Source organism: Clostridium psychrophilum (genome assembly GCF_018861705.1).
GTDB lineage: Bacteria > Bacillota > Clostridia > Clostridiales > Clostridiaceae > Clostridium_AD > Clostridium_AD psychrophilum.
Map to the genome: position 1 here is coordinate 1 of NZ_JAHLEC010000057.1, position 20,600 is coordinate 20,600.

At 30.4% G+C, this 20,600-nt stretch carries 19 protein-coding genes and 1 riboswitch; of the genes, 12 read left to right on the plus strand and 7 right to left on the minus strand.

Annotation, left to right across the window (positions count from 1 at the left end):
- The first annotated feature begins 297 nt into the window (after positions 1–297).
- The 6 genes from KPL38_RS12125 (at position 298) to nagB (ending at position 7,855) form a co-directional block, all read left to right on the plus strand.
- On the plus strand, positions 298–2,061 hold the full coding sequence (locus KPL38_RS12125; RefSeq protein ID WP_216289395.1) for a bifunctional homocysteine S-methyltransferase/methylenetetrahydrofolate reductase: 1,764 nt from the start codon (positions 298–300) through the stop codon (positions 2,059–2,061).
- Between the two features lie 194 nt (positions 2,062–2,255).
- Positions 2,256–2,618 carry an ArsR/SmtB family transcription factor gene (locus KPL38_RS12130; RefSeq protein ID WP_216289396.1) on the plus strand — a complete coding sequence of 121 codons (363 nt, stop codon included), beginning with the start codon at positions 2,256–2,258 and terminating at the stop codon, positions 2,616–2,618.
- Positions 2,619–2,686: 68 nt separating this feature from the next.
- Positions 2,687–4,831, plus strand: a complete 2,145-nt coding sequence (locus KPL38_RS12135) for a heavy metal translocating P-type ATPase (RefSeq protein ID WP_216289397.1) — start codon at positions 2,687–2,689, stop codon at positions 4,829–4,831.
- A 317-nt stretch (positions 4,832–5,148) separates the two neighbouring features.
- Positions 5,149–5,880 (plus strand): GntR family transcriptional regulator, encoded by a 732-nt coding sequence (locus KPL38_RS12140; RefSeq protein WP_216289398.1) that lies wholly within the window; start codon positions 5,149–5,151, stop codon positions 5,878–5,880.
- A gap of 42 nt (positions 5,881–5,922) precedes the next feature.
- Positions 5,923–7,098 (plus strand): N-acetylglucosamine-6-phosphate deacetylase, encoded by a 1,176-nt coding sequence (nagA, locus tag KPL38_RS12145; protein WP_216289412.1) that lies wholly within the window; start codon positions 5,923–5,925, stop codon positions 7,096–7,098.
- Positions 7,099–7,129: 31 nt separating this feature from the next.
- Positions 7,130–7,855, plus strand: coding sequence for a glucosamine-6-phosphate deaminase (gene nagB / locus KPL38_RS12150; protein WP_216289399.1), 726 nt, complete (start codon positions 7,130–7,132; stop codon positions 7,853–7,855).
- Between the two features lie 89 nt (positions 7,856–7,944).
- On the opposite strand, the gene KPL38_RS12155 is transcribed toward nagB, so the two are convergent.
- The 3 genes from KPL38_RS12155 to KPL38_RS12165 all read right to left on the minus strand — a co-directional run bounded on the left by KPL38_RS12155 (position 7,945) and on the right by KPL38_RS12165 (position 10,814).
- Positions 7,945–8,367, minus strand: a complete 423-nt coding sequence (locus tag KPL38_RS12155; RefSeq protein WP_216289400.1) for a CBS domain-containing protein — start codon at positions 8,365–8,367, stop codon at positions 7,945–7,947.
- Positions 8,368–8,492: 125 nt separating this feature from the next.
- Complete coding sequence (locus KPL38_RS12160; protein ID WP_216289401.1) at positions 8,493–9,836, minus strand: MATE family efflux transporter; 1,344 nt, start codon at positions 9,834–9,836, stop codon at positions 8,493–8,495.
- A gap of 66 nt (positions 9,837–9,902) precedes the next feature.
- Positions 9,903–10,814, minus strand: a complete 912-nt coding sequence (locus KPL38_RS12165) for a DMT family transporter (protein WP_216289402.1) — start codon at positions 10,812–10,814, stop codon at positions 9,903–9,905.
- 285 nt (positions 10,815–11,099) lie between these two features.
- Here KPL38_RS12165 and KPL38_RS12170 point away from each other — a divergent pair, with 285 nt between their 5' ends.
- Together KPL38_RS12170 and thiI are read left to right on the plus strand one after the other, a co-directional pair.
- A complete protein-coding gene (locus KPL38_RS12170) occupies positions 11,100–12,242 on the plus strand; it encodes a cysteine desulfurase family protein (protein WP_216289403.1) in 1,143 nt (380 codons plus the stop codon).
- A 38-nt stretch (positions 12,243–12,280) separates the two neighbouring features.
- Positions 12,281–13,423 carry a tRNA uracil 4-sulfurtransferase ThiI gene (thiI, locus tag KPL38_RS12175; protein WP_216289404.1) on the plus strand — a complete coding sequence of 381 codons (1,143 nt, stop codon included), beginning with the start codon at positions 12,281–12,283 and terminating at the stop codon, positions 13,421–13,423.
- 91 nt (positions 13,424–13,514) lie between these two features.
- On the opposite strand, the gene KPL38_RS12180 is transcribed toward thiI, so the two are convergent.
- On the minus strand, positions 13,515–13,961 hold the full coding sequence (locus KPL38_RS12180) for a phosphatase PAP2 family protein (RefSeq protein WP_216289405.1): 447 nt from the start codon (positions 13,959–13,961) through the stop codon (positions 13,515–13,517).
- A gap of 494 nt (positions 13,962–14,455) precedes the next feature.
- On the opposite strand from KPL38_RS12180, the gene KPL38_RS19715 reads away from it, so the two are divergent.
- Together KPL38_RS19715 and KPL38_RS12190 are read left to right on the plus strand one after the other, a co-directional pair.
- A complete protein-coding gene (locus KPL38_RS19715) occupies positions 14,456–15,019 on the plus strand; it encodes a hypothetical protein (RefSeq protein ID WP_246577945.1) in 564 nt (187 codons plus the stop codon).
- Positions 15,020–15,056: 37 nt separating this feature from the next.
- On the plus strand, positions 15,057–15,461 hold the full coding sequence (locus KPL38_RS12190; RefSeq protein ID WP_216289406.1) for a hypothetical protein: 405 nt from the start codon (positions 15,057–15,059) through the stop codon (positions 15,459–15,461).
- Positions 15,462–15,733: 272 nt separating this feature from the next.
- Here the strand turns inward: KPL38_RS12190 and KPL38_RS12195 are convergent, their stop codons facing one another.
- The 3 genes from KPL38_RS12195 to KPL38_RS12205 all read right to left on the minus strand — a co-directional run bounded on the left by KPL38_RS12195 (position 15,734) and on the right by KPL38_RS12205 (position 18,052).
- On the minus strand, positions 15,734–16,474 hold the full coding sequence (locus KPL38_RS12195; RefSeq protein WP_216289407.1) for an amino acid ABC transporter ATP-binding protein: 741 nt from the start codon (positions 16,472–16,474) through the stop codon (positions 15,734–15,736).
- Positions 16,475–16,529: 55 nt separating this feature from the next.
- Positions 16,530–17,171 (minus strand): amino acid ABC transporter permease, encoded by a 642-nt coding sequence (locus tag KPL38_RS12200; protein WP_216289408.1) that lies wholly within the window; start codon positions 17,169–17,171, stop codon positions 16,530–16,532.
- A gap of 80 nt (positions 17,172–17,251) precedes the next feature.
- Complete coding sequence (locus tag KPL38_RS12205; RefSeq protein ID WP_246577946.1) at positions 17,252–18,052, minus strand: amino acid ABC transporter substrate-binding protein; 801 nt, start codon at positions 18,050–18,052, stop codon at positions 17,252–17,254.
- Positions 18,053–18,238: 186 nt separating this feature from the next.
- A riboswitch (FMN riboswitch) is annotated at positions 18,239–18,351 on the plus strand.
- 276 nt (positions 18,352–18,627) lie between these two features.
- On the opposite strand from KPL38_RS12205, the gene ribD reads away from it, so the two are divergent.
- Positions 18,628–19,752 carry a bifunctional diaminohydroxyphosphoribosylaminopyrimidine deaminase/5-amino-6-(5-phosphoribosylamino)uracil reductase RibD gene (gene ribD, locus KPL38_RS12210; RefSeq protein WP_216289410.1) on the plus strand — a complete coding sequence of 375 codons (1,125 nt, stop codon included), beginning with the start codon at positions 18,628–18,630 and terminating at the stop codon, positions 19,750–19,752.
- 38 nt (positions 19,753–19,790) lie between these two features.
- Entirely contained in the window at positions 19,791–20,438 is a 648-nt protein-coding gene (locus KPL38_RS12215) for a riboflavin synthase (protein ID WP_216289411.1), read from the plus strand.
- Positions 20,439–20,600 lie beyond the last annotated feature (162 nt).

The following is a 20,600-nucleotide window of genomic DNA, read 5'->3' on the forward strand; positions in this document are numbered from 1 at the left end:
AACGTTATTTTTGCAAAACATAGTAATCCTCCTCTACGTACTGATTTTGATATTATTATATCATAATTACTACGTTTGGAAGTAATTACAAGCTTTTTGTGGGATAATCATGTTATAAGTAAAAGAAAGCCAGGAAAATTATATGATTTTCCTGGCTTTGAGTATTAATTTCTATTGGTCAGTAAAATATAGCAATATATTGTTAGTTGGAGTTATAATAAAAGCAGAATATTTTGCTTGATTAATTTGAAAAATTTCAATTATAATTAGATAGTTTAAAAAATACGGGGGGAACATATGAATATTAATGAAAGACCATTAATTTTTGATGGTGCAATGGGTACATATTACGCAAGTGTTTGTAAAAATCCATTATCCAAATGTGAGCTTGCTAATATTTATGACAGAAAAACCATTTTAAATATACATAAGGAATATATAAATGCAGGTTGCAAGGCGATTAAAACTAACACATTTGGAGCAAATAAAATTAGTCTTGAGAGTGATTATAATACAATGAGGAGTGTTATTGTAAAAGGTTATGAGATTGCTAAAGAGGCTGCAATGGATACCGATGTTTTAGTTTTTGCAGATATTGGACCTATTCCAGTTCTAGAAAAGATAAGCTTACTTACGGCATATAAAGAAATAGTAGATGTGTTTTTAAAGCTTGGTGCAGCAAACTTTATATTTGAGACCTTTAGCAGTTATGAATATATGGTTGAGATATCAAAGTATATTAAGGAGAAAAATTCAAATGCATATGTTTTAATGGAACTTGCAGTTTCACCTGAAGGGTTTACAAGGATTGGTATATCAGGTGAAAAATTTATTGAAAAGGTTTCAAATATATCAAGTATAGATGCGTGCGGCTTTAATTGCTTTTTGGGGCCTAATCATTTACTTAGATATATTAAAACTCTTAATATAGAAAATAAAACAATTTCTGTTATGCCAAACTCAGGGTATCCCACAGTAATAAATAATCGTATGTTTTTTAGTAATACTAAAGAATATTTTGCAAGTCAAATGCTTGAAATAGCAAAACAAGGGGTAGCTATAATAGGCGGGTGTTGCGGTACAACTCCAGAGTTTATAAGAGAAACTGTAGCCAAGATAGAAGGGCTATCTCCTCATGAAATTGTTTCATCCATAAAAGGAGAGAAAATTCAGTTTGAAAAATTAATTATTAAAAATTCTCTACTTGAAAAAATTAGGCTTGGGGAAAAGATTATTGCGGTAGAACTCGATCCACCAATGGATACAGGAATAGATTTCTTTATGAACAGTGCTAAAAGCCTTAAAGAACAAGGGGCTGATGCAATAACCATTGCAGATTGTCCTGTTGCAAGAGTTAGAGTAGATAGTAGCCTGCTTGCTTGTAAGTTAAAGAGAGAACTTAACATTACAACTATTCCTCATATGACTTGTCGTGATAGAAATATTAATGCAACAAAAGCCTTGCTTTTAGGGTTAAGCATTGAGGGAGTAAATAATGTTTTAGTGGTAACTGGAGACCCGGTGCCTACAGCTGAGCGTGATGAGGTTAAGGCAATGTTTAGTTTCAATTCTGTAATACTCGCCAATTATATTACTAATTTAAATGATACAACATTCTCATCACCTTTTAATATTTGTGGTGCATTAAATGTAAATGCTATTAATTTTAGTAGTCAACTTGCACACGCAAAAAAGAAAATAGAAAATGGTGTAACTATGTTTTTAACACAACCAATTTTATCAAAACAAGCTGTAGAGAACTTAAAACGAGCACGCAGGGAATTAACTGCTAAAATTTTAGGTGGGATTATTCCAATTGTAAGTCACAGGAACGCTTGCTTTATGAATAATGAAATTTCAGGAATAAGTGTCTCTGAAGAAATAACGGAGTTATATAAGGATATTTCAAAAGAAGAAGCTACTATTCTTGCAATTAAGATATCTACGGATATTGCTAGAGAAATTCATGATTATGTAGATGGGTATTATCTTATTACGCCGTTTAAAAGAATTGATATAATTTCTGAAATCATTAAAAACATAGGAAACATTAATAGTTAGTAATTTATATAATTTAGTAGATTAAAACTCCCATCACGTGAAAACACATGATTTATCATGTAAAAAAACATGACGGGAGTTTTAAATTTTTTGAATAAAAATATTTTAAGGGAATGTTGACAAGTATTGTTGGGTATCATATAATGAACGTATGAACAATAATTCATACGTTCACATGAAGGAGGAAAAAATAGATGGATAAAGATATAGAATTTTGTCACTGCGCAACTGTTCATGAAGATGAGATAGAAAAAGTAAGAAGATTAATACCACCTGCAGAGAATTTATCGGATCTTGCAGAACTTTTTAAGGTTTTTGGAGATAGTACAAGAATTAAAATCCTTTGTGTGCTTTTTGAAACTGAAATGTGTGTTTGTGATATAGCAGCGCTTCTTATTATGACTCAATCAGCTATTTCACATCAATTGCGTGTTCTTAAAAATGCTAGACTTGTTAAGTACAGACGTGATGGTAAGGTTGTCTATTATTCTTTGGATGATCAGCATGTTAAACAAATATTTGATCAAGGACTTATACACATAAAAGAACTAAGGTAATATTCTATTACATAAAGATAAATTTATTATATAAAATAACGTAAATACTTTGAAAGCGAGGCGAGGAAATGGAGACTATAATAAAAAGAGAATTCATTTTAGATGGTCTATGTTGCGTCAATTGTGCAAACAAAATTGAAGCACAATGTAAAAAGCTAGATGGAGTATCTGATGCGAATATAAACTTTATTAGTAAAAATTTGGTGATACAATTTCAAAGCGAGGATAAAATATCAAAAATTATAGTTGAAGCAAAAAAAATAGTTAAGAGGATAGAGCCCGATGTTAATTTTATACAAAGGGACGTCCATGGAGTTAAATATGAGGGACATTCACATAATCATGATAATGGACATTCTGGTGAGAACGAAGGAAATAATAAAAATAAAATTATACGCTTTTGTGTAGGGTTTGCAATTTATATTATAGCAGTTATATTAAAATTAGATTACTTTCTTGAATTTTCATTATATCTTATAAGTTATTTATTAATTGGTGGAGACGTATTAATAGTTGCTATAAAAAATATATTGCGAGGAGAAGTTTTTGATGAAAATTTCTTGATGGCACTTGCAACCGTGGGAGCGTTTTCTATAGGACAATTTCCAGAGGGCGTTGGGGTTATGCTTTTTTATCAAGTAGGTGAATTTTTTCAGGATATGGCTGTAAATAAATCTACAAAGTCTATATCAGCACTTATGGATATAAGGCCAGATTATGCTAATAAGAAAATTAATGATGAGATAGTAATAGTTGATCCAGACGAGGTACACATTGGCGATATCATAATAGTAAAACCAGGAGAAAAAGTACCTTTAGATGGTAATGTTATAGAAGGAAGTTCGTTAATAGATTCATCTGCCTTAACTGGTGAATCGGTTCCAAGAGAAGTTGAGACTGGCGGTGAAATTTTAGCAGGTTGTATAAATAAAAATGGGTTATTAACTATAGAGGTAAAAAAAGAGTTTGGGGAATCGACGCTTGCAAAAATATTGGATTTAGTTAAAAATGCTAGTAGCAAAAAAGCACCAACTGAAAACTTTATAACTAAGTTTGCAAGATATTACACTCCGATTGTAGTTATAAGTGCAGTTGTACTTGCTTTGATTCCACCACTTTTAATACCTGGTGCTACTTTCTCGCAGTGGATATATAGAGCATTGGTATTTTTAGTAGTATCTTGTCCTTGTGCTTTAGTAATATCTATCCCACTAGGATTCTTTGGGGGAATAGGTGGTGCATCTAAAAATGGAATTTTGGTTAAAGGTGGAAACTACTTGGAGGCACTAAATAGCGTTGAAATGGTGGTTTTTGATAAGACGGGAACATTAACTAAAGGAGTATTTAAGGTTACACAAATGCATGCACAGGGTGATATAAACAAAGACGAATTATTAGAGTATGCAGCATTTGTTGAAAGCTATTCTAATCATCCAATTGCAACATCTATACTAAAAGCTTATGGTAAAGAAGTAAACAAAAAAGATATTGAGAATGTAGAAGAAATAGCGGGGAAAGGTATCAGAGCTAAAGTAAAAGGAAAATATGTCTTAGCTGGTAACTCAAAGCTCATGGATAGTGAGAAAATAGCCTATACTAAAGGTGAAAATATTGGTTCCATAATATATGTAGCTATAGACAATAAATACGTTGGTAGTATTATAATTTCTGATGAGATAAAAGATGATTCTATCTCTGCTATAAAAAGTTTAAAGTCTATGGGTGTTAAAAAAATAGTAATGCTTACTGGTGATAATAAAGATATAGCCAGCAGCATTGGAAAGGCTCTTTTCGTAGATGAAGTTTACTCAGAACTCCTTCCACAGGATAAGGTAGAAAAACTTGAGAAACTTCAAAAAGAAAAATCGCCTAAAGGGAAAATTGTTTTTGTAGGAGATGGCATCAATGATGCACCAGTACTTGCAAGGGCAGATATTGGAATAGCTATGGGTGGAGTAGGATCAGACGCAGCAATAGAAGCAGCTGATATAGTAATCATGACAGATGAACCATCAAAGATTGCACTAGCTATCCAAATCGCAAAAAAAACAAAGAAGATTGTTATGCAAAATATTGTATTTGCACTAGGCGTAAAGGCAATTATTTTGATTCTTGCAGTTTTTGGACTTGCAAATATGTGGGAAGCAGTTTTTGGAGATGTAGGGGTTGCTTTGATTGCAGTGTTAAATTCTATGAGAGCGATGAAGGTTTAAATATATAAATAAAAATTAAAAAGGTTAACAAGAAGTAAAACTCTTGTTAACCTTTTTTTATAAGTTTTATTGTTTCATAGCAGCTTTTATACTTTAAAAGGTAGAAATATTATTATTTAAAACTTTTTGTGGTGCAGAGTCTTTAGTAAGGAAATTAATAAGTAACTTACCATTATATATTTTAATGAAAAATCTAATAACGAATATAAATAGGTTGTAAAATAAATTAATATGATATATAATTGGTATATACAACATGACAACATAACAATATGATGAATACATACAAAAACATATATAAATGAGGAGGGAAAGTTTTGAAAAAGGTGTCAAAGGATAATCCTATTCCACTTCATTATCAGATAAAAGAAATATTGCAAGAAATGATAGAAAATGAAGTTTTAAAGCCAGGTCAATCAATTCCGACAGAAAGAGAACTTTGTGAAATCCAAGGGGTAAGTAGGATGACGGTAAATAAGGCTATAATGTCTCTAGTAAATGAGGGGTTGATTTATAGGCAACAAGGGAAAGGAACTTTTGTGTCTGTTCCAAAGGTTAACCGCGAAATATCAAGGCTTAAGGGTTTTACTGAGCAAATGGAGGAAAATGGTCTGATTTCAAAAACAATAATATTATCTTACAAAATAATCAAAGCAACAAAGCAATGCAAAATTGAACTTAAAATGCCTGAAAATGAAGATAAAATATTTGAAATTAAAAGACTTAGATTTAGTGATAAAGATCCAGTTGCAATTGAAACAGCATGTCTTCCATATTTTCTATATAAAGGAATGACTAGAGAAATGGTTGAAGATAAACCACTGTATGGTATATTTCGTGAAATATATGGATACCATCCATATAGGGCAACACAATCGATTGAACCTACAATGCTTAATGAATATGAAAGCAAACTATTAAATCAAGAAAATGGTGCTTTGGCATTAGTATTTAGGCAAACAACCTATTTGAAAAATGAAACACCAATTGAATTAACTAAGGCAATATACAGAAGTGACAAGTATAAATATCAAATAACTTTAAAATAAATGATAACTGTTTATAATTAAATATTTCGTGGGGTGATGAATATCAAAGCAATAGTTAATGGAAAACTTATTATGAAAGATAGAATAAGTTATGATAGTGTAATAATATTTGATACAAAAATCGTTGGCATTGTCAGTAAAGATAATTTCCTTCAATATCAAATAGATTTTAAGACAAAATATAAGGAAGCAATATTAGTAATAGATGCAAAAGACGAATATGTATCACCTGGTTTTATTGATATTCATATTCATGGTTCTGGTGGGTACGATACTATGGATGCGAGTGATAAAGCGTTAAGAACTATAGGCACTACAATAGCAGCTAATGGAGTAACAGCTTATTTACCTACTACAATGACTATGGATACGACAAGTATATACAAAGCATTAAATGCAGTAAGAAAAGAAATGAGCCTAGAAACAGAAGGTGCAAAAATTCTAGGGGTACATATGGAAGGACCTTTCATAAATGAAAAATACAAAGGTGCCCAGAAAGCGGATAATATCATAAAACCAAATTATGACATTATAAAGGACTATTTGGATATTATTAAAATAATAACACTTGCTCCAGAAAAAGATGAGAATCATAGTTTTATAAAAGAAGTAAAAAATAATTCTAAAATAACATTGTCGGTAGGTCATTCAGATGCAAGTTATGAGGAGACAATGAAGGCAATTGAGGATGGAATAACCCATGCGACACATACATTTAATGCTATGACTCCATTAAATCATAGAAAACCGGGAGTTGTAGGTGCAATATTTACAAGCGATATAACATGCGAGCTAATAGCAGATCTGATACATGTTCATCCAGCAATATTTAATATACTTATAAATGCAGTTCATAAAGATAAACTGGTACTTATAACAGATTCTATGAGAGCTGGTTGTATGAAAAACGGTATTTATGATCTTGGTGGACAAAAGGTAATAGTTAAAAATGGAGCTGCAAGGCTTGAGGATGGAACGCTTGCTGGAAGTGTTTTAACTTTAAACAAGGCTGTATTAAACATGTTCAATAACAGCAATTTAAAAATTTATGATGTAGTTGCAATGGCTTCATTCAATCCAGCAAAAGTTATCAACATAGATGATAAAAAGGGAAGTCTAGAGGTCGGATTTGATGCAGATATAGTTATTTTTAATGATAATGTAGATGTGTTTACTACAATAGTTGAAGGAAAGATAGTTTACAAAACTCAAGAGTAAATTTTGAGTATTATAATGAGGCGGTGCAAATATGAGAATAATAGTTATGGATAATTACGATGAAATGAGTAAAAAAGCAGCATTAATGATTGCAAGTCAGGTTATGTTAAAGCCTAATAGTGTTTTAGGTCTTGCAACTGGAGATACTCCAATTGGAATGTATAAAGAACTAACTAAATTATATAACAAAAGAGATATAGATTTTAAGGAAGTTAGAACTTTTAACTTGGACGAATATTATGGAATTAATCACGAAAATCATCAAAGTTACTATTATTTCATGAATGCTAATTTATTTAACAATATAAACATAGTAAGAGAAAATATTTATATGCCTAATGGTATGGAAAAAGATGTAAATACTAGTTGCAATGAATATGAAACCAAAATAAAAGAACTTGGTGGCATAGATATGCAAGTGCTAGGCATTGGTGGAAATGGTCATATTGGTTTTAATGAACCAAATGTAAATTTCGAGGCAGAAACGCATTTAGTTAATCTAGAGGAAGAAACAATAAAAGCTAATTCTAGGTTCTTCAAATCTATAAATGATGTACCAGTAAAAGCTATAAGTATGGGAATAAAGACTATAATGAACTCTAAAAAGATTATATTGCTAGCTAGTGGATTAAATAAAGCCAAGGCTATAGAAAGAGCTGTTAATGGTAAAATAAATCCTAATATACCTGCTTCAATTCTTCAACTTCATAATGATGTAACCATTATATTGGATAAAGAAGCAGCCAGTAGTTTATAAAATGAAAAGCACTTACACTAGGTATAACCTAGTATATGTGCTTTTTTAATTATGTACTTATTAAAATAGGTATTACTAAGCTATTTATCTTAATTTTTTAGTTCTTTGTTTTTGTATAATAAATTATAACAATAAGTTATTATATCACTTCTTTTGATTATCCCTATAAAAACTCCATTATCATCTACAACAGGAACAAAATTTTGATCTTTTGCGAGTGATATTAAGCTTTCAATGTCAGCACTAATTAATACAGCTTTGTTAGAGATATGTCTTGGAATTTCTTGAATTATAATTTTATTTGTATCATTAAAACTTAAATTGGGAGTATTTTTTAATTTCCATAACAAATCGCCCTCAGTTAAAGTACCTACATATTTACCTGTTCCATTTACTAATGGTACAGAGGTATACCTATGGTACTCCATTCGTTCTAGGGCTTGTCTCATAGTAGATTTTGGATTTTCATAAACAACTTGGTTTTTAGGCGTAAGAAAAAAAGCTATGTTCATATTTCACCCACCCTTTGAATATTTTTATTTTAGTTTCTCAGTTGCCTTGCTATATCATTATATCATGTCTAATAGATTTAATAATGTATAATTTATTAAATCAATCTCATTTATTGATAATTAGGTTAGGTGCTTGTTTTCATATTTATGACAGTCTTAAGTTTCCATTTACCTTTTTTAAATCGTATATAATAAAGTGAACCACGAACCACCCAATCAATAATCATACCAAGCCATACTCCTACTAATCCGAAATTTAATACAATCCCTAGTAAATAACCTAATGTAATTCTGAAAGCCCACATTCCTATAATTGTAGTTATCAATGTATATTTTACATCCCCAGCGCCTTTTAACCCTGCAGGTAATACAAAAGCGACTGACCATATTGGTATACATAAAGAATTTACTATAATTACAGTAGATGCTAAATGAATTATTTCCTTATTATTAGTGTATAGTGATACAAACTTCCCAGCAAAGGGGATGAACATTAAGGCAACTGCAGTTAATAAAACAGTTGATAGCTTCGTAATATATGATAGTGAATGCTGCGCCTCATTTCTTTCCCCTTTTCCCATATATTTGCCAACAAAAGCAGTTGCTGCGATACATAAAGAATTTCCTGGTACATTAAGTAGATTAGCAATGGAGCCAGCAATTACATTTGAAGCGATAGAAATAGTTCCCATATCTACTATGTAAATTTGAGTGATCAATTTTCCACCATTAAACATTAAGGACTCTAAACTTGCAGGCAAGCCAATTCCGAATATAGGTTTTAATAGTGATTTATCAAATTTGAATTTTTTTATATTTGTTAATTTTAAGATTTTTGAACCTCTTATAAGAACTATTAATATAATAATACCGCCACTAACCCTTGCAATAGCGATACCAAGTGCTGCTCCGACTACTCCCATTCCTAAAATATTTATAAAAGTAAAGGTTAGACTTACATTTATTATGTTCATTAAAATGCTTATTTTCATAGGAGTTTTTGTATCACCAGCTCCACGAAGTAGCCCATCTCCAACTACATCAATAGTTATTAATGGATAAGTAAGCAAAGTTATACCTAAATATGTGTGTGCATTATTTATTACTATAGAGTCCGCTGAGCCAAAAAGCATAGCAATTATAGGCCCTTGGCATAACCACATTATAATAGTTACTAAAAAAGATATTATAAGTCCACAATAAAGAGTCTGTTTCATAGTAGCATTAGCTTTTTTTATATTTTGTTGTCCAATAAATTGAGCGACAACAACCATACCGCCAATTGCAAGAGCAGTAAAAAATGCTATAAATATATTATTTATAGAATCAACCATACCAATTGCAGAAACTGCTTCCTTTCCTATATGTCCTGCCATCATAGTATTTACCATACCTAAAGATATAATAAATAATTGTTCCGTTACTATTGGAGCTGTTAAATTAAGTACATCTTTTCGTATCCATTTCATGATTGTCGCCTCTTATCTTATTTTAAGTATGTCATGTTATTATAACATTATAATTATTTCAATTCATTAATTAACAGTTTTCCTATCTGTTTTCGATTTTTGAGGTTTTAAAAAGCTCAATTTAGTTTCTGTTGTTATAATTGCAATTAATATAGTTAAACATCCTAAAATCATTTTAAATGTAAATATTTCATGTAGTATTGTAACAGAAAAAATAGAGCCAAACACTGATTCTAGACATAAAATAATAGCAGCATGGGTAGAGGTAGTATATTTTTGAGCTATATTTTGTATAATAAATGCAATCATAGTGCTAAAAACGGCTAGATAAAAAATAGCAAATATTGTACCTGAATTTAAAGAATGTGGTACTGGTTCACAGATAAGTGCAGATATAATTGAAAATATACCAGCAGAACCTAATTGTATTATTACCAGTAATATGGGATCTACATTCTTAATAAAATATTCAACGGAAACAATATGGGCAGCAAAAAACACTGAACATAGAAGTGTCAAACTATCACCTAGTCCAATATGCAATCCACCATCTAACGTTAACATTCCTATACCAATAAAACACATAAAAGCCGATACTAATGAGAATGTATCTGGCTTTTTCTTGCTAATTATCCAATATAGAAAGGGAACAATAATTACATTAGTTCCAGTAAGAAAAGCATTTTTACCAGCAGTTGTATATTTCATACCAACAGTTTGAGCTGCAAAGCCTAGGAATAAAAGAAGTCCAACAAGTGACCCAACTTTTACCTCATAAATAGTTATGTGTTTAATTCTTTTCCTAAAAATAAACAACATAATTATCACAGAAATGCCAAACCGCATTGCCATTATATAAAAAGGCGAGAAGCTATCTAAGGCACCTTTTACAGCTATAAAACCTCCACCCCAAATTATGGCCACTATTAACAAGGATATATCCGCTATAACACTCTTTTTTTTGCTCATATTTATCATTGTTATCACTTCCTTAAAGAAAAATAAATTATTGACATATATAAATGATGATGCAATTTATTTTAACATAGAAATAAGTATTAACCTAAAATAAAAGATGAGAATGTATCAGGCATTACCATAGAATTTCCATACTTTAGTCCTTGTGAAAGAAAGTAGCATATACTTTCTTTTATATCCATTGACATTGATAATTAACATATTTATAATTAAATAATGCAGAGTAAAAGACTAAGAATTAATGAACGTATTTAGTGTGTTACGTAAGAGGAGCGAGATAAAAACATGGAAATATATTTAGATAACAGTGCAACTACTATGCCTTATGATAAAGTTATAGAGGAAGTATGTAGTACAATGAAAAACTATTATGGAAATCCATCTTCAGCTCATAGTTTAGGTTTTAAGGCAGAACAAAAACTTAGGGAGATGCGGTTAAAAATTGCTGAAAGTATAAATGCGAGTAGTGATGAAATAATATTCACATCAGGAGGCAGTGAGAGCAATAATTTCCTTATAAAGGGATTCGCTAAAAGGTCTTTAAATATAATAACTACAAAAATAGAACATCCAAGTGTATTAAACACTTTTAAGTCACTTGAAGATTCTGGAGTAAAAGTTACTTATATTGATGTTGATGATAATGGCAGGATTGATGTAGAGGCTCTTATAAATAGTATAAATAAGGAAACACAAGTTGTTAGTGTAATGCATGTTAATAATGAAATAGGGGTAATGCAGGACATTGAGCTTATTGGAAAATTAATTAAAGAAAAAAGCAGTAGAGCTAAATTTCATGTAGACGCAGTACAAAGTTATGGAAAAATCCCAATTGATGTACAAAAGTGTAATATCGATTTATTATCTACTAGTGCACACAAAATTCATGGACCACGTGGAGTTGGATTCGCATATGTAAGAAAGGGGCTTATACCAAAGTGCCTAATATGTGGTGGAGGTCAAGAAAAAAATCTAAGATCTGGTACAGAAAATCTTGCAGGTATAGTTGGGTTTGGGACTGCTTCTGAGATTATATTGAAAAATCGACATGAGAATTTTAATAAAGTTTTAGAGCTAAAGAAATATTTTATAGAGGAATTGTCTAAAGTTAATGATATTTTAATAAATAGTAAATTAGAAGCTAATTTTACACCTTATATTTTAAGTGTATCTTTTCTTGGAGTAAAAGGGGAAGTACTTCTTCATGCTTTAGAGCAAAAAGGAATATATGTGTCTACAGGTTCCGCATGTTCATCTAAAAGCCACAAAAGTAGTGAAATATTAACGGCGATAGGGAGAACTAAAGACCAGCAAGCAGGAACTATAAGGTTTAGTTTTTCGGAATTCAATAATAAAGATGAAGTGGATTATGTTATAATTGAACTGAATAAATCACTAAAATTTTTAAGAAAACTTAACAAAAGATAATTGGTAAGTTTTTATAAGAAGCAGAGGAGTGTCAAAAGATGAAAAAAGTAATACTTGTAAAATTTGCACCTGAGATATTTTTAAAAGGTCTTAACAGAGGTAAATTTGAGAAAAAACTTAAAGATAATATAAAAAATGTAATTAAGGACTTAAGCTATGAATTTGTTGAAGACACTGGAAGATGGTTTATATATTCAGAGCAAATGGAACAAATTATAGAAAAAGTTAAAAATGTTTTTGGGGTAATGGAAATATGTGTAGTTACGCAGGTTGAAGCAACATTAGATAGCATTGTAAAACAAACACTACTAGAGTTACAAGAGACTTCAGCTAAAACTTTTAAAGTACAAACTAATAGAGCAAACAAAGATTTTAGCCCAGGATCTATGGACGTAAGTAGAAAAGCTGGATCTTATATATTACAAAATAATAAAGATGTAAGTGTGGATGTCCATAATCCAGAATGCGTTATAAATGTTGAAATAAGAAACATGGCATATATCTATGCTAAGAGAATAAAGGCAGTAGGTGGTTTGCCTTATGGTATGAATGGTAGTACTATGCTCATGTTATCTGGAGGTATAGATTCTCCTGTTGCTGGCTATATGATGGCAAGACGTGGGGTAGAAGTTAGTGCAGTTTATTATCACAGTCATCCATATACTAGTGAGAGAGCGAAAGATAAGGTAAAGCAGTTAACTAACATATTAAAAGGATATACTGGAAAACTAACATTGTATGTAGTGCCTTTTACTGAAATTCAAATGCAGATTATAGAAAAGTGCAGAGAAGATGAATTAACAATAATAATGAGAAGATTTATGATGAGGCTTGCCTGTGCACTTGCTGAAAAATTTGGTATTAATTCAGTAACAACTGGAGAAAGTGTAGGGCAAGTGGCTAGTCAAACTATGGAGGGCCTTGTAGTAAGTGATGATGTTTCTGATAGACCAGTGTTTAGACCACTTATTGCTATGGATAAAGTAGATATTATAGAAGTTTCAAGGGAAATAGATACTTATGAAACATCCATTTTACCTTTCGAGGATTGTTGTACTATTTTTGTTCCTAAACATCCGAAAACTAAACCAAGGTTAATTGAAATAACTAAGTCTGAATCAGTTTTAGACATTGATAAATTGGTTGAAAAAGCTATAGCCGACATGGAAATTTATAAATAAATATGTAATTTATTAAAGTAAGCTAACAAAGATATAATATCTTTGTTAGCTTACTTTAATTTTACAGGCTTTTATTTGTATTACATAAATTTCAATTTATCTTTTGATTATTAAACTTAATAGTAAAATGTTTATCTAGATACTTGTCTACTCCTATGCGTTTACAAAGCTTATAAGCAGCTATAGAAATATAAGACCATACTATAGCAATAAACCACCCACCCAGAACATCGGTTGGATAGTGGGCACCCACATGAACCCTACTAATACCTACAAGAACTAGGTATGTAGCTATAATACTACTTAATAAATAAGCAATTTTTTTATTTTTAATTCGCTTAATTATAAAGTAAATAAGAACAATACCAATAGCTGTAGAAATAGAAGAATGGCCACTTGGAAAACTATAACCATGAGCTTCAACAAGTTTGATACCAGTGGGTCTAGATCTCTGTACAATGTTTTTGAGTAGCAAATTGGTAAAACCAGTAATGCCAATATTAAATACACAGCATATAGCTTCCAATTTGTTATTCAATAAATATAATATAATGAAACCCAATAGGGTTATCAAAATCTGGAAAGTAGGGTCTGAGGATATTGAAACAGTTATAAAAAATTGATCCCATCCCAAATTCATAGAACTTGTTAAATAATAAGGCATCTTAATTAAATCATCCTTTCTTTATTACATTTAATATTGATATGTTTATAAATATTTGTTCAATATAAAATATATAAAATTGAAATTAAGTCACAAGCATTAATTATATTATATTATATTATATCAAAAGCTATGATTAAAAGATACATTTATATTGTTAACAACAATATTGTAAAACACTAATTATGTTTTACGATATATTTATATTGAAAAACAATAAAAAAGTGTTGATAATTAATTAAATAAGTAGTAAGATTGAATGAGTAGTAAGATTGAATCAGCATTGAAATTATGGAAAATATTATTAATAAGTTAATTGTAAATGAGCTATTGTGGCCGAAGGGTATTATTATAATAAGGAGGAAGACATGGAAAATAGAATTAAGAAAAAGCTGAAGGTTAAAATGGTATGGAACTTATTTATAATATTACTAATACTTCAATTTTTCATTGAATGGTTTTGTGGATTACGATTACTTGTATTTGGATTGAGTGCAAATTTTATAAGACTGATTTTAAGTTCATTTTTACTATTATCACCAATTTATTTTTTTAATTATAGAAAATATAAGTTGTTAAAAAAAATTTGCGGTGTGTTATCTGTTATTTGTTTAATTCCTATTATATTTTTGTACATGTTTGGTTTTTCAGGAAATAAATATTTCTACTTTCAAAATCCATATAAAAACAATAGTAGAATTTTGGTGGCAGAAGAAACGTCTTGGTTACTGAGTGGGAGTACTAGTTTTTATGAAAGGAAGTATGGAATTTTTATAAAACCTATAAATCAAAGTATTACAACAGATGATGGGTATAGACCATTCTCAAATGATGAATATAAGATAAAATGGCTAGATGAGGATAGAATGCAATTAGATTATGGGTATGGCTCAATGAATATTTGGAAAACAGATATAATAAGTTTTAAATAAATATAAAATATATTTATTTTACAGGAGGTAATGTAGAATGAAAAAAGTAGGTGTGAATTTATTAGGCATTTATGACATGATTTTAGCATTTGGAGCTATTTATATTGGAGTAGATATGTCAAGCTCAAATAGTCAAATGTTCATACAATATCCCAGAGAATGGCTAGCTAAAGTTCCTTTTGGAAGCTGGGTTACTCCTGGATTAATTGCAATTGTATTATTCGGACTTGGGAATTTATTAGCAGCAATTTTTTGCTTGAAAAAAGAAAATAGTAAGTCATGGGTTATGTCTGTAGTAATGGGCGGAATATTATTTATAAGCCTTATAACTCAAATAATGATACTTGGAGAATGGTACTTAGCGACTGTGGAATTATTGCTGCTTAGTATAGTTCAACTATGGCTTAGTATTTATGTATTTAAGGCCTATAAATATTTATAATACTTTGTAATACTTTGTAATAATTAAATTATCTCCTGGGTCGCTGCAATATTAACGATTTCAGAAGGAGATTTAGACTTCTACTTTTAGTAGTAGCAAACTTTCTTTCTGAAATGTTGTTAAAAGGATCTTAATATTGATTTGTCGTATAGTGTATGACATATGTTAACGAAAAGAATATATTTCCCGGGAATTGAAAGTTATTAGTATAATTTAGCAAAAAACAAATGAGTTTAATTAATTAATCTCATTTGTTTTTTTATAATGCTATTTTATGACAAATTCAAAAATTGCTTTATTCTTTCATGTTTAGGATTTGAAAATAACAATTCAGGAACTGAATTCTCTAGTATTTCGCCGTTTTCCATAAAGATAATTTTATCTGATATTTCCTTTGCAAATTGCATCTCGTGTGTGACTACAATGAGCGAAATTTTTTCGAGTGCAAGACCTCTAATAACCTTTAATACTTCGCCTACAAGTCTAGGGTCTAATGCAGAGGTTGGCTCATCGAATAAAATTAAATCAGGATTCATAGCAAGGCATCTAGCAATAGCAATTCTTTGCTTTTGACCACCAGATAGGGTGCAGGGATAGGAATCAATTTTATCTAATAAATCAACTTTTACAAGTAGTTTTTTTGCAATTTCTATGGCATCCTTTTTAGTCATATTATTTACTATAATAGGAGCCTGAATTATATTTTCTAGCACAGTTTTATGAGGAAATAAATTAAAGTTTTGAAAAACCATACCTATTTTTTTATAAGCATTAACAACTTGCGTTGTATTAAGTTTCTTCTGAGCCTGTGCTATTGTAACACCATTAAATTCAATAAGGCCATTATCCATGTGTTCAAGGGAGCTTATACATCTAAGTAGTGTACTTTTACCAGAACCTGAGGGACCAATAATTGATATTACTTCGCCCTTTTTTAGACTTAGGGATACATTTTTTAAAACCTGGTTTTTATCGTAACTTTTATTTATATTAGATATCTTAAGGAAATCCATACTATCACCATCCTTCATATGTTTAGAAATTCTTTATATGTAAACTTAATTTTCTTTATTCGTAAATAGAGTATTTCTTTTCAAGCTTTCTGAAAGCCATTACGATTACTGAAGTAAATATTAAATAAATTATTGCGGCAATAATAAAAGGAGTAATTGTAAAATCACGAGTTACAATTTCTCTAGCGGCTCTTAATATATCTTGAAGTCCGATTGCAGCGAGTAAGGCTGTATCTTTTATTAGAGTAATTGCCTCGTTACACATAGGTGGAATTATTCGTTTAAATGCTTGTGGCAATATTATCTTTGACATAGTTTGTCTATAACTTAGTCCCAATACTTTAGCAGCTTCATATTGACCTTTATCTATAGATTGAATACCTGATCTAAATATTTCAGTAAAGTAAGCTCCGTAATTTAAAGAAAAGGTAAGTGCAGCAGCAGTGAAAGGAGAGAGCTTTATTCCAATAATTGGCAGACCAAAATATGTGAAAAAAAGTTGAAGAAGTAAGGGCGTTCCACGAAATAACCAAGTATAGATGTCTACGGCCTTGTTAAGTATTTTTAAATTTGAAACCTTAATTAATGCACCTAATATTCCAAGTGGTATGGAAAATATTATTGTTGCAATATATACTTCAATTGTAAGGAGACCTCCCTGTAGAATATAAGATGTAATGTCTATGTAATTTCCCAAATATAACACTCCTTTAAAATAATCAAAATCATTAGTATTACTCAAACATTCTAAGTTATGAATATTTGAGTAATAATTTGTTATTTATAAATAATATCTTTCCCAAACCATTTTTTTGAAATAGTGTTTGCGGTTCCATCTTTTTTGATTTCTGCTAGTTGTTTATTTAGTTCTGTAGTAAAGTTAACATCATTTTTCCTTATACCTACGGCATAATCTTCTACACCTAGATTTTCGTCAAGTACCTTATACATTCCAGGTTTTTTGCTAACATAGTATCTTCCAACTACTTCATCAATTACAACAGCATCAATACGCCCAGCGTTTAAGTCGAGTAGCGCCTCTGTGTTGTTTGAATATTTTTTAATATCTTTTACTGATTTAGAGAGTACAGTATCCTTAGTAAGGGCAATTTCACTGCTACTTCCTAATTGCAGTCCTATAGTTTTATCACTCATATCACTTTTATTTGAAATTTTTGATTTGCTATTTACGACAATTATTTGTTTGTTTTGAACATACACACTAGAAAATGCAATTTGTTTTTTTCTTGTATCTGTTATAGTTAATCCATTCCATATAACATCAATATCTTTATTATTTAAACTTAATATAATACCGTCCCATTCTACAGGTTTAAAGGTAACTTTAACCCCCATTCTTTTTCCGACTTCTTTTGCCATGTCAATATCGAAACCAACTATTTCACCATTTTTTCCTCTAAAACCCATTGGTGGGAAATTATCATCAAGACCAACTACTAATTCTTTTTTATTTTGTATATCTTTTAATGAATTATCAGCTGTGGGGGTGTTTCCACAAGCAGTTAAAATAGCGGTTGAAAGTATTGCCATTATTATTAATTTAAATTTCATTTTCATTTTGAACACTCCTTTATAAATCCTATTAGTATCATTTTACTTTATCACGTTAACTTTGTAAAGCAAAAATCAAAAATAATTATGAAGATAATTGTGGAAATAATAAAATGAATATACAAAGAATTTATTCGTTTTACTAAGTTGACATTAAAATAATAAAGTGTTATTCTGAAATTGAAAATTGAATAAATCCTTCAGGGTGGGGTAAGTTCCCAACCGGCGGTATAGCCCGTGAGCCGAAAGGTAGATCTGGTTTAATTCCAGAGCCGACAGTAAAGTCTGGATGAAAGAAGGAGACGCGATGAATATGGAAGATTTTCTTTATTAACTATAAAGTTAGTTAATAAATTGATTTTGTATGTTCAACGCACATTTATTTAGTGAACACTTTTGATGGTAATTAAAGCATCGAAGATGATGAAACTAAATATATAATTAGCTTAAAAAGCCCTGAAAACATTGTTTTCAGGGCTCTTATTATTTTGTGAGATTTTATTTGACTTAAGGTATACATACTAAGAATATAGAAATAATAAAGATTAGCATTACTATTATAGACTTAGGAAGGTGATAATTTGGAAAAGTATTATATGGCAAGAGCACTTGAATTATCGAAAAAAGCAGTGGGATTCGTAAATCCTAATCCATTAGTTGGTGCTGTTATTGTAAAAAATAACAAAATAATTGGTGAAGGTTACCATGAACATTTTGGTGGACCACATGCAGAAGTCAACGCTTTTGCAAATGCAAAAGAAAATGCTTTTAAGAACGTGGACTACGATGTAGAAGGTGCAACAATGTATGTAACACTAGAACCATGTGCACACTATGGTAAAACACCTCCTTGTGCTGAGGCTATAGTTCGAAATAAAATAGCCAAAGTTGTAGTTGGTATGATAGACCCTAACCCATTAGTTTCAGGAAAAGGTATAGAAATCCTGAAAAAAGCTGGCATAGAAGTTACTACAGGCATAATGGAAAAGGAAATAAGAAAAACAAATGAAATATTTATAAAATATATAACACAGAAGAAACCATTTTGCATTATGAAAACGGCTATGACAATGGATGGAAAAATAGCAACTTCTACTGGGGATTCAAAGTGGATAAGTAATGAAAAATCTAGAGCTTATGTGCATGAATTAAGAAATATGGTAACTGGAATTATGGTGGGAATTGGAACTGTATTAAGTGATGATCCGCAGCTTACTACAAGAAGACAAGGTGTTATTAGTAAAAATCCGATAAGAATAATTATAGACAGCACAGCAAAAACACCTCTAGATTCAAAGGTATTGAGATGTGATGAAAAAACAAAAACTATTTTAGTTACAACAAAATTTGCGAGCGACACTAAAATTGAAGCAATAAAACAAAAGGGTGCTAAAGTTATTGTAACTCCAAGTAAAGATAAATGGGTAGACCTAAATTTTTTAATGGGAGCACTTGGTAAGATGGGAATAGATAGCATTCTTCTTGAGGGAGGAAGTACTTTAAATTACTCTGCATTAGATAAAGGTATAGTTGATAAAGTTATTACATTTATATCACCAAAAATGTTTGGGGGCACATCTTGCAAAACTCCAGTTGGAGGTGTGGGGATTGATTGTGTTAAGGATTCTATCATGATTATGGATACTAAAGTCACTAGGTTCAATGAAGATATTATGATAGAAGGGTATATTAAGAAACCTGAGTAATTCTTTGTCAATACTAAAAAAGCAAAGGGGGTGAATAGATGTTTACGGGTTTAATTGAGGAAATTGGAGAGATAAAGTCTATTGTAAAAGGTTCTAAATCTGCAAGAATCACCGTAAAGGCTGAAAAGGTTATGTGTGGCTTAGAACTTGGAGATAGCATTAGTACCAATGGAGTATGTCTCACTGTAACAGAATTTAATAAAAATAGCTTTAGTGTTGATGTAATGGCAGAGACTATGAGGTGTAGTAATTTAGGAAACTTAAAGACTGGTTCACAAATTAATTTAGAAAGGGCACTTAGGGCTTGTGATAGGCTGGGTGGTCATATAATGAGTGGACATATTGATGGAATAGGAACTATTAGTGACCTAAGTATTGAAGATAATGCAACATGGGTGTCTGTTGAAACTTCAAAGGATATATTAAAATATATTGTACATAAAGGTTCAATAGCAATTGATGGTATTAGTTTAACTGTAGCATATGTGAATGAAAAAATTTTTAAAGTTTCAATAATACCTCATACAAAAGATGAAACTACATTAGTAACGAAGAAAATAGGAGACAAAGTTAATCTTGAAACTGATATGATGGCAAAGTATGTTGAGAAACTATTTTTATATCGTAATGCTCCAATCGAAAAGAAATCTATTAGTAAAAGTTTTCTTGAGGAAAATGGATTTTAATAAACAATTGTGAATATAGACGTAATAATAAACATCACCAAAGTGATGACTACATCACCAAAGTGATGACTACATCACCAAAGTGATGACTACATCACCAAAGTGATGACTACATCACCAAAGTGATGACTACATCACCAAAGTGATGACTACATCACCAAA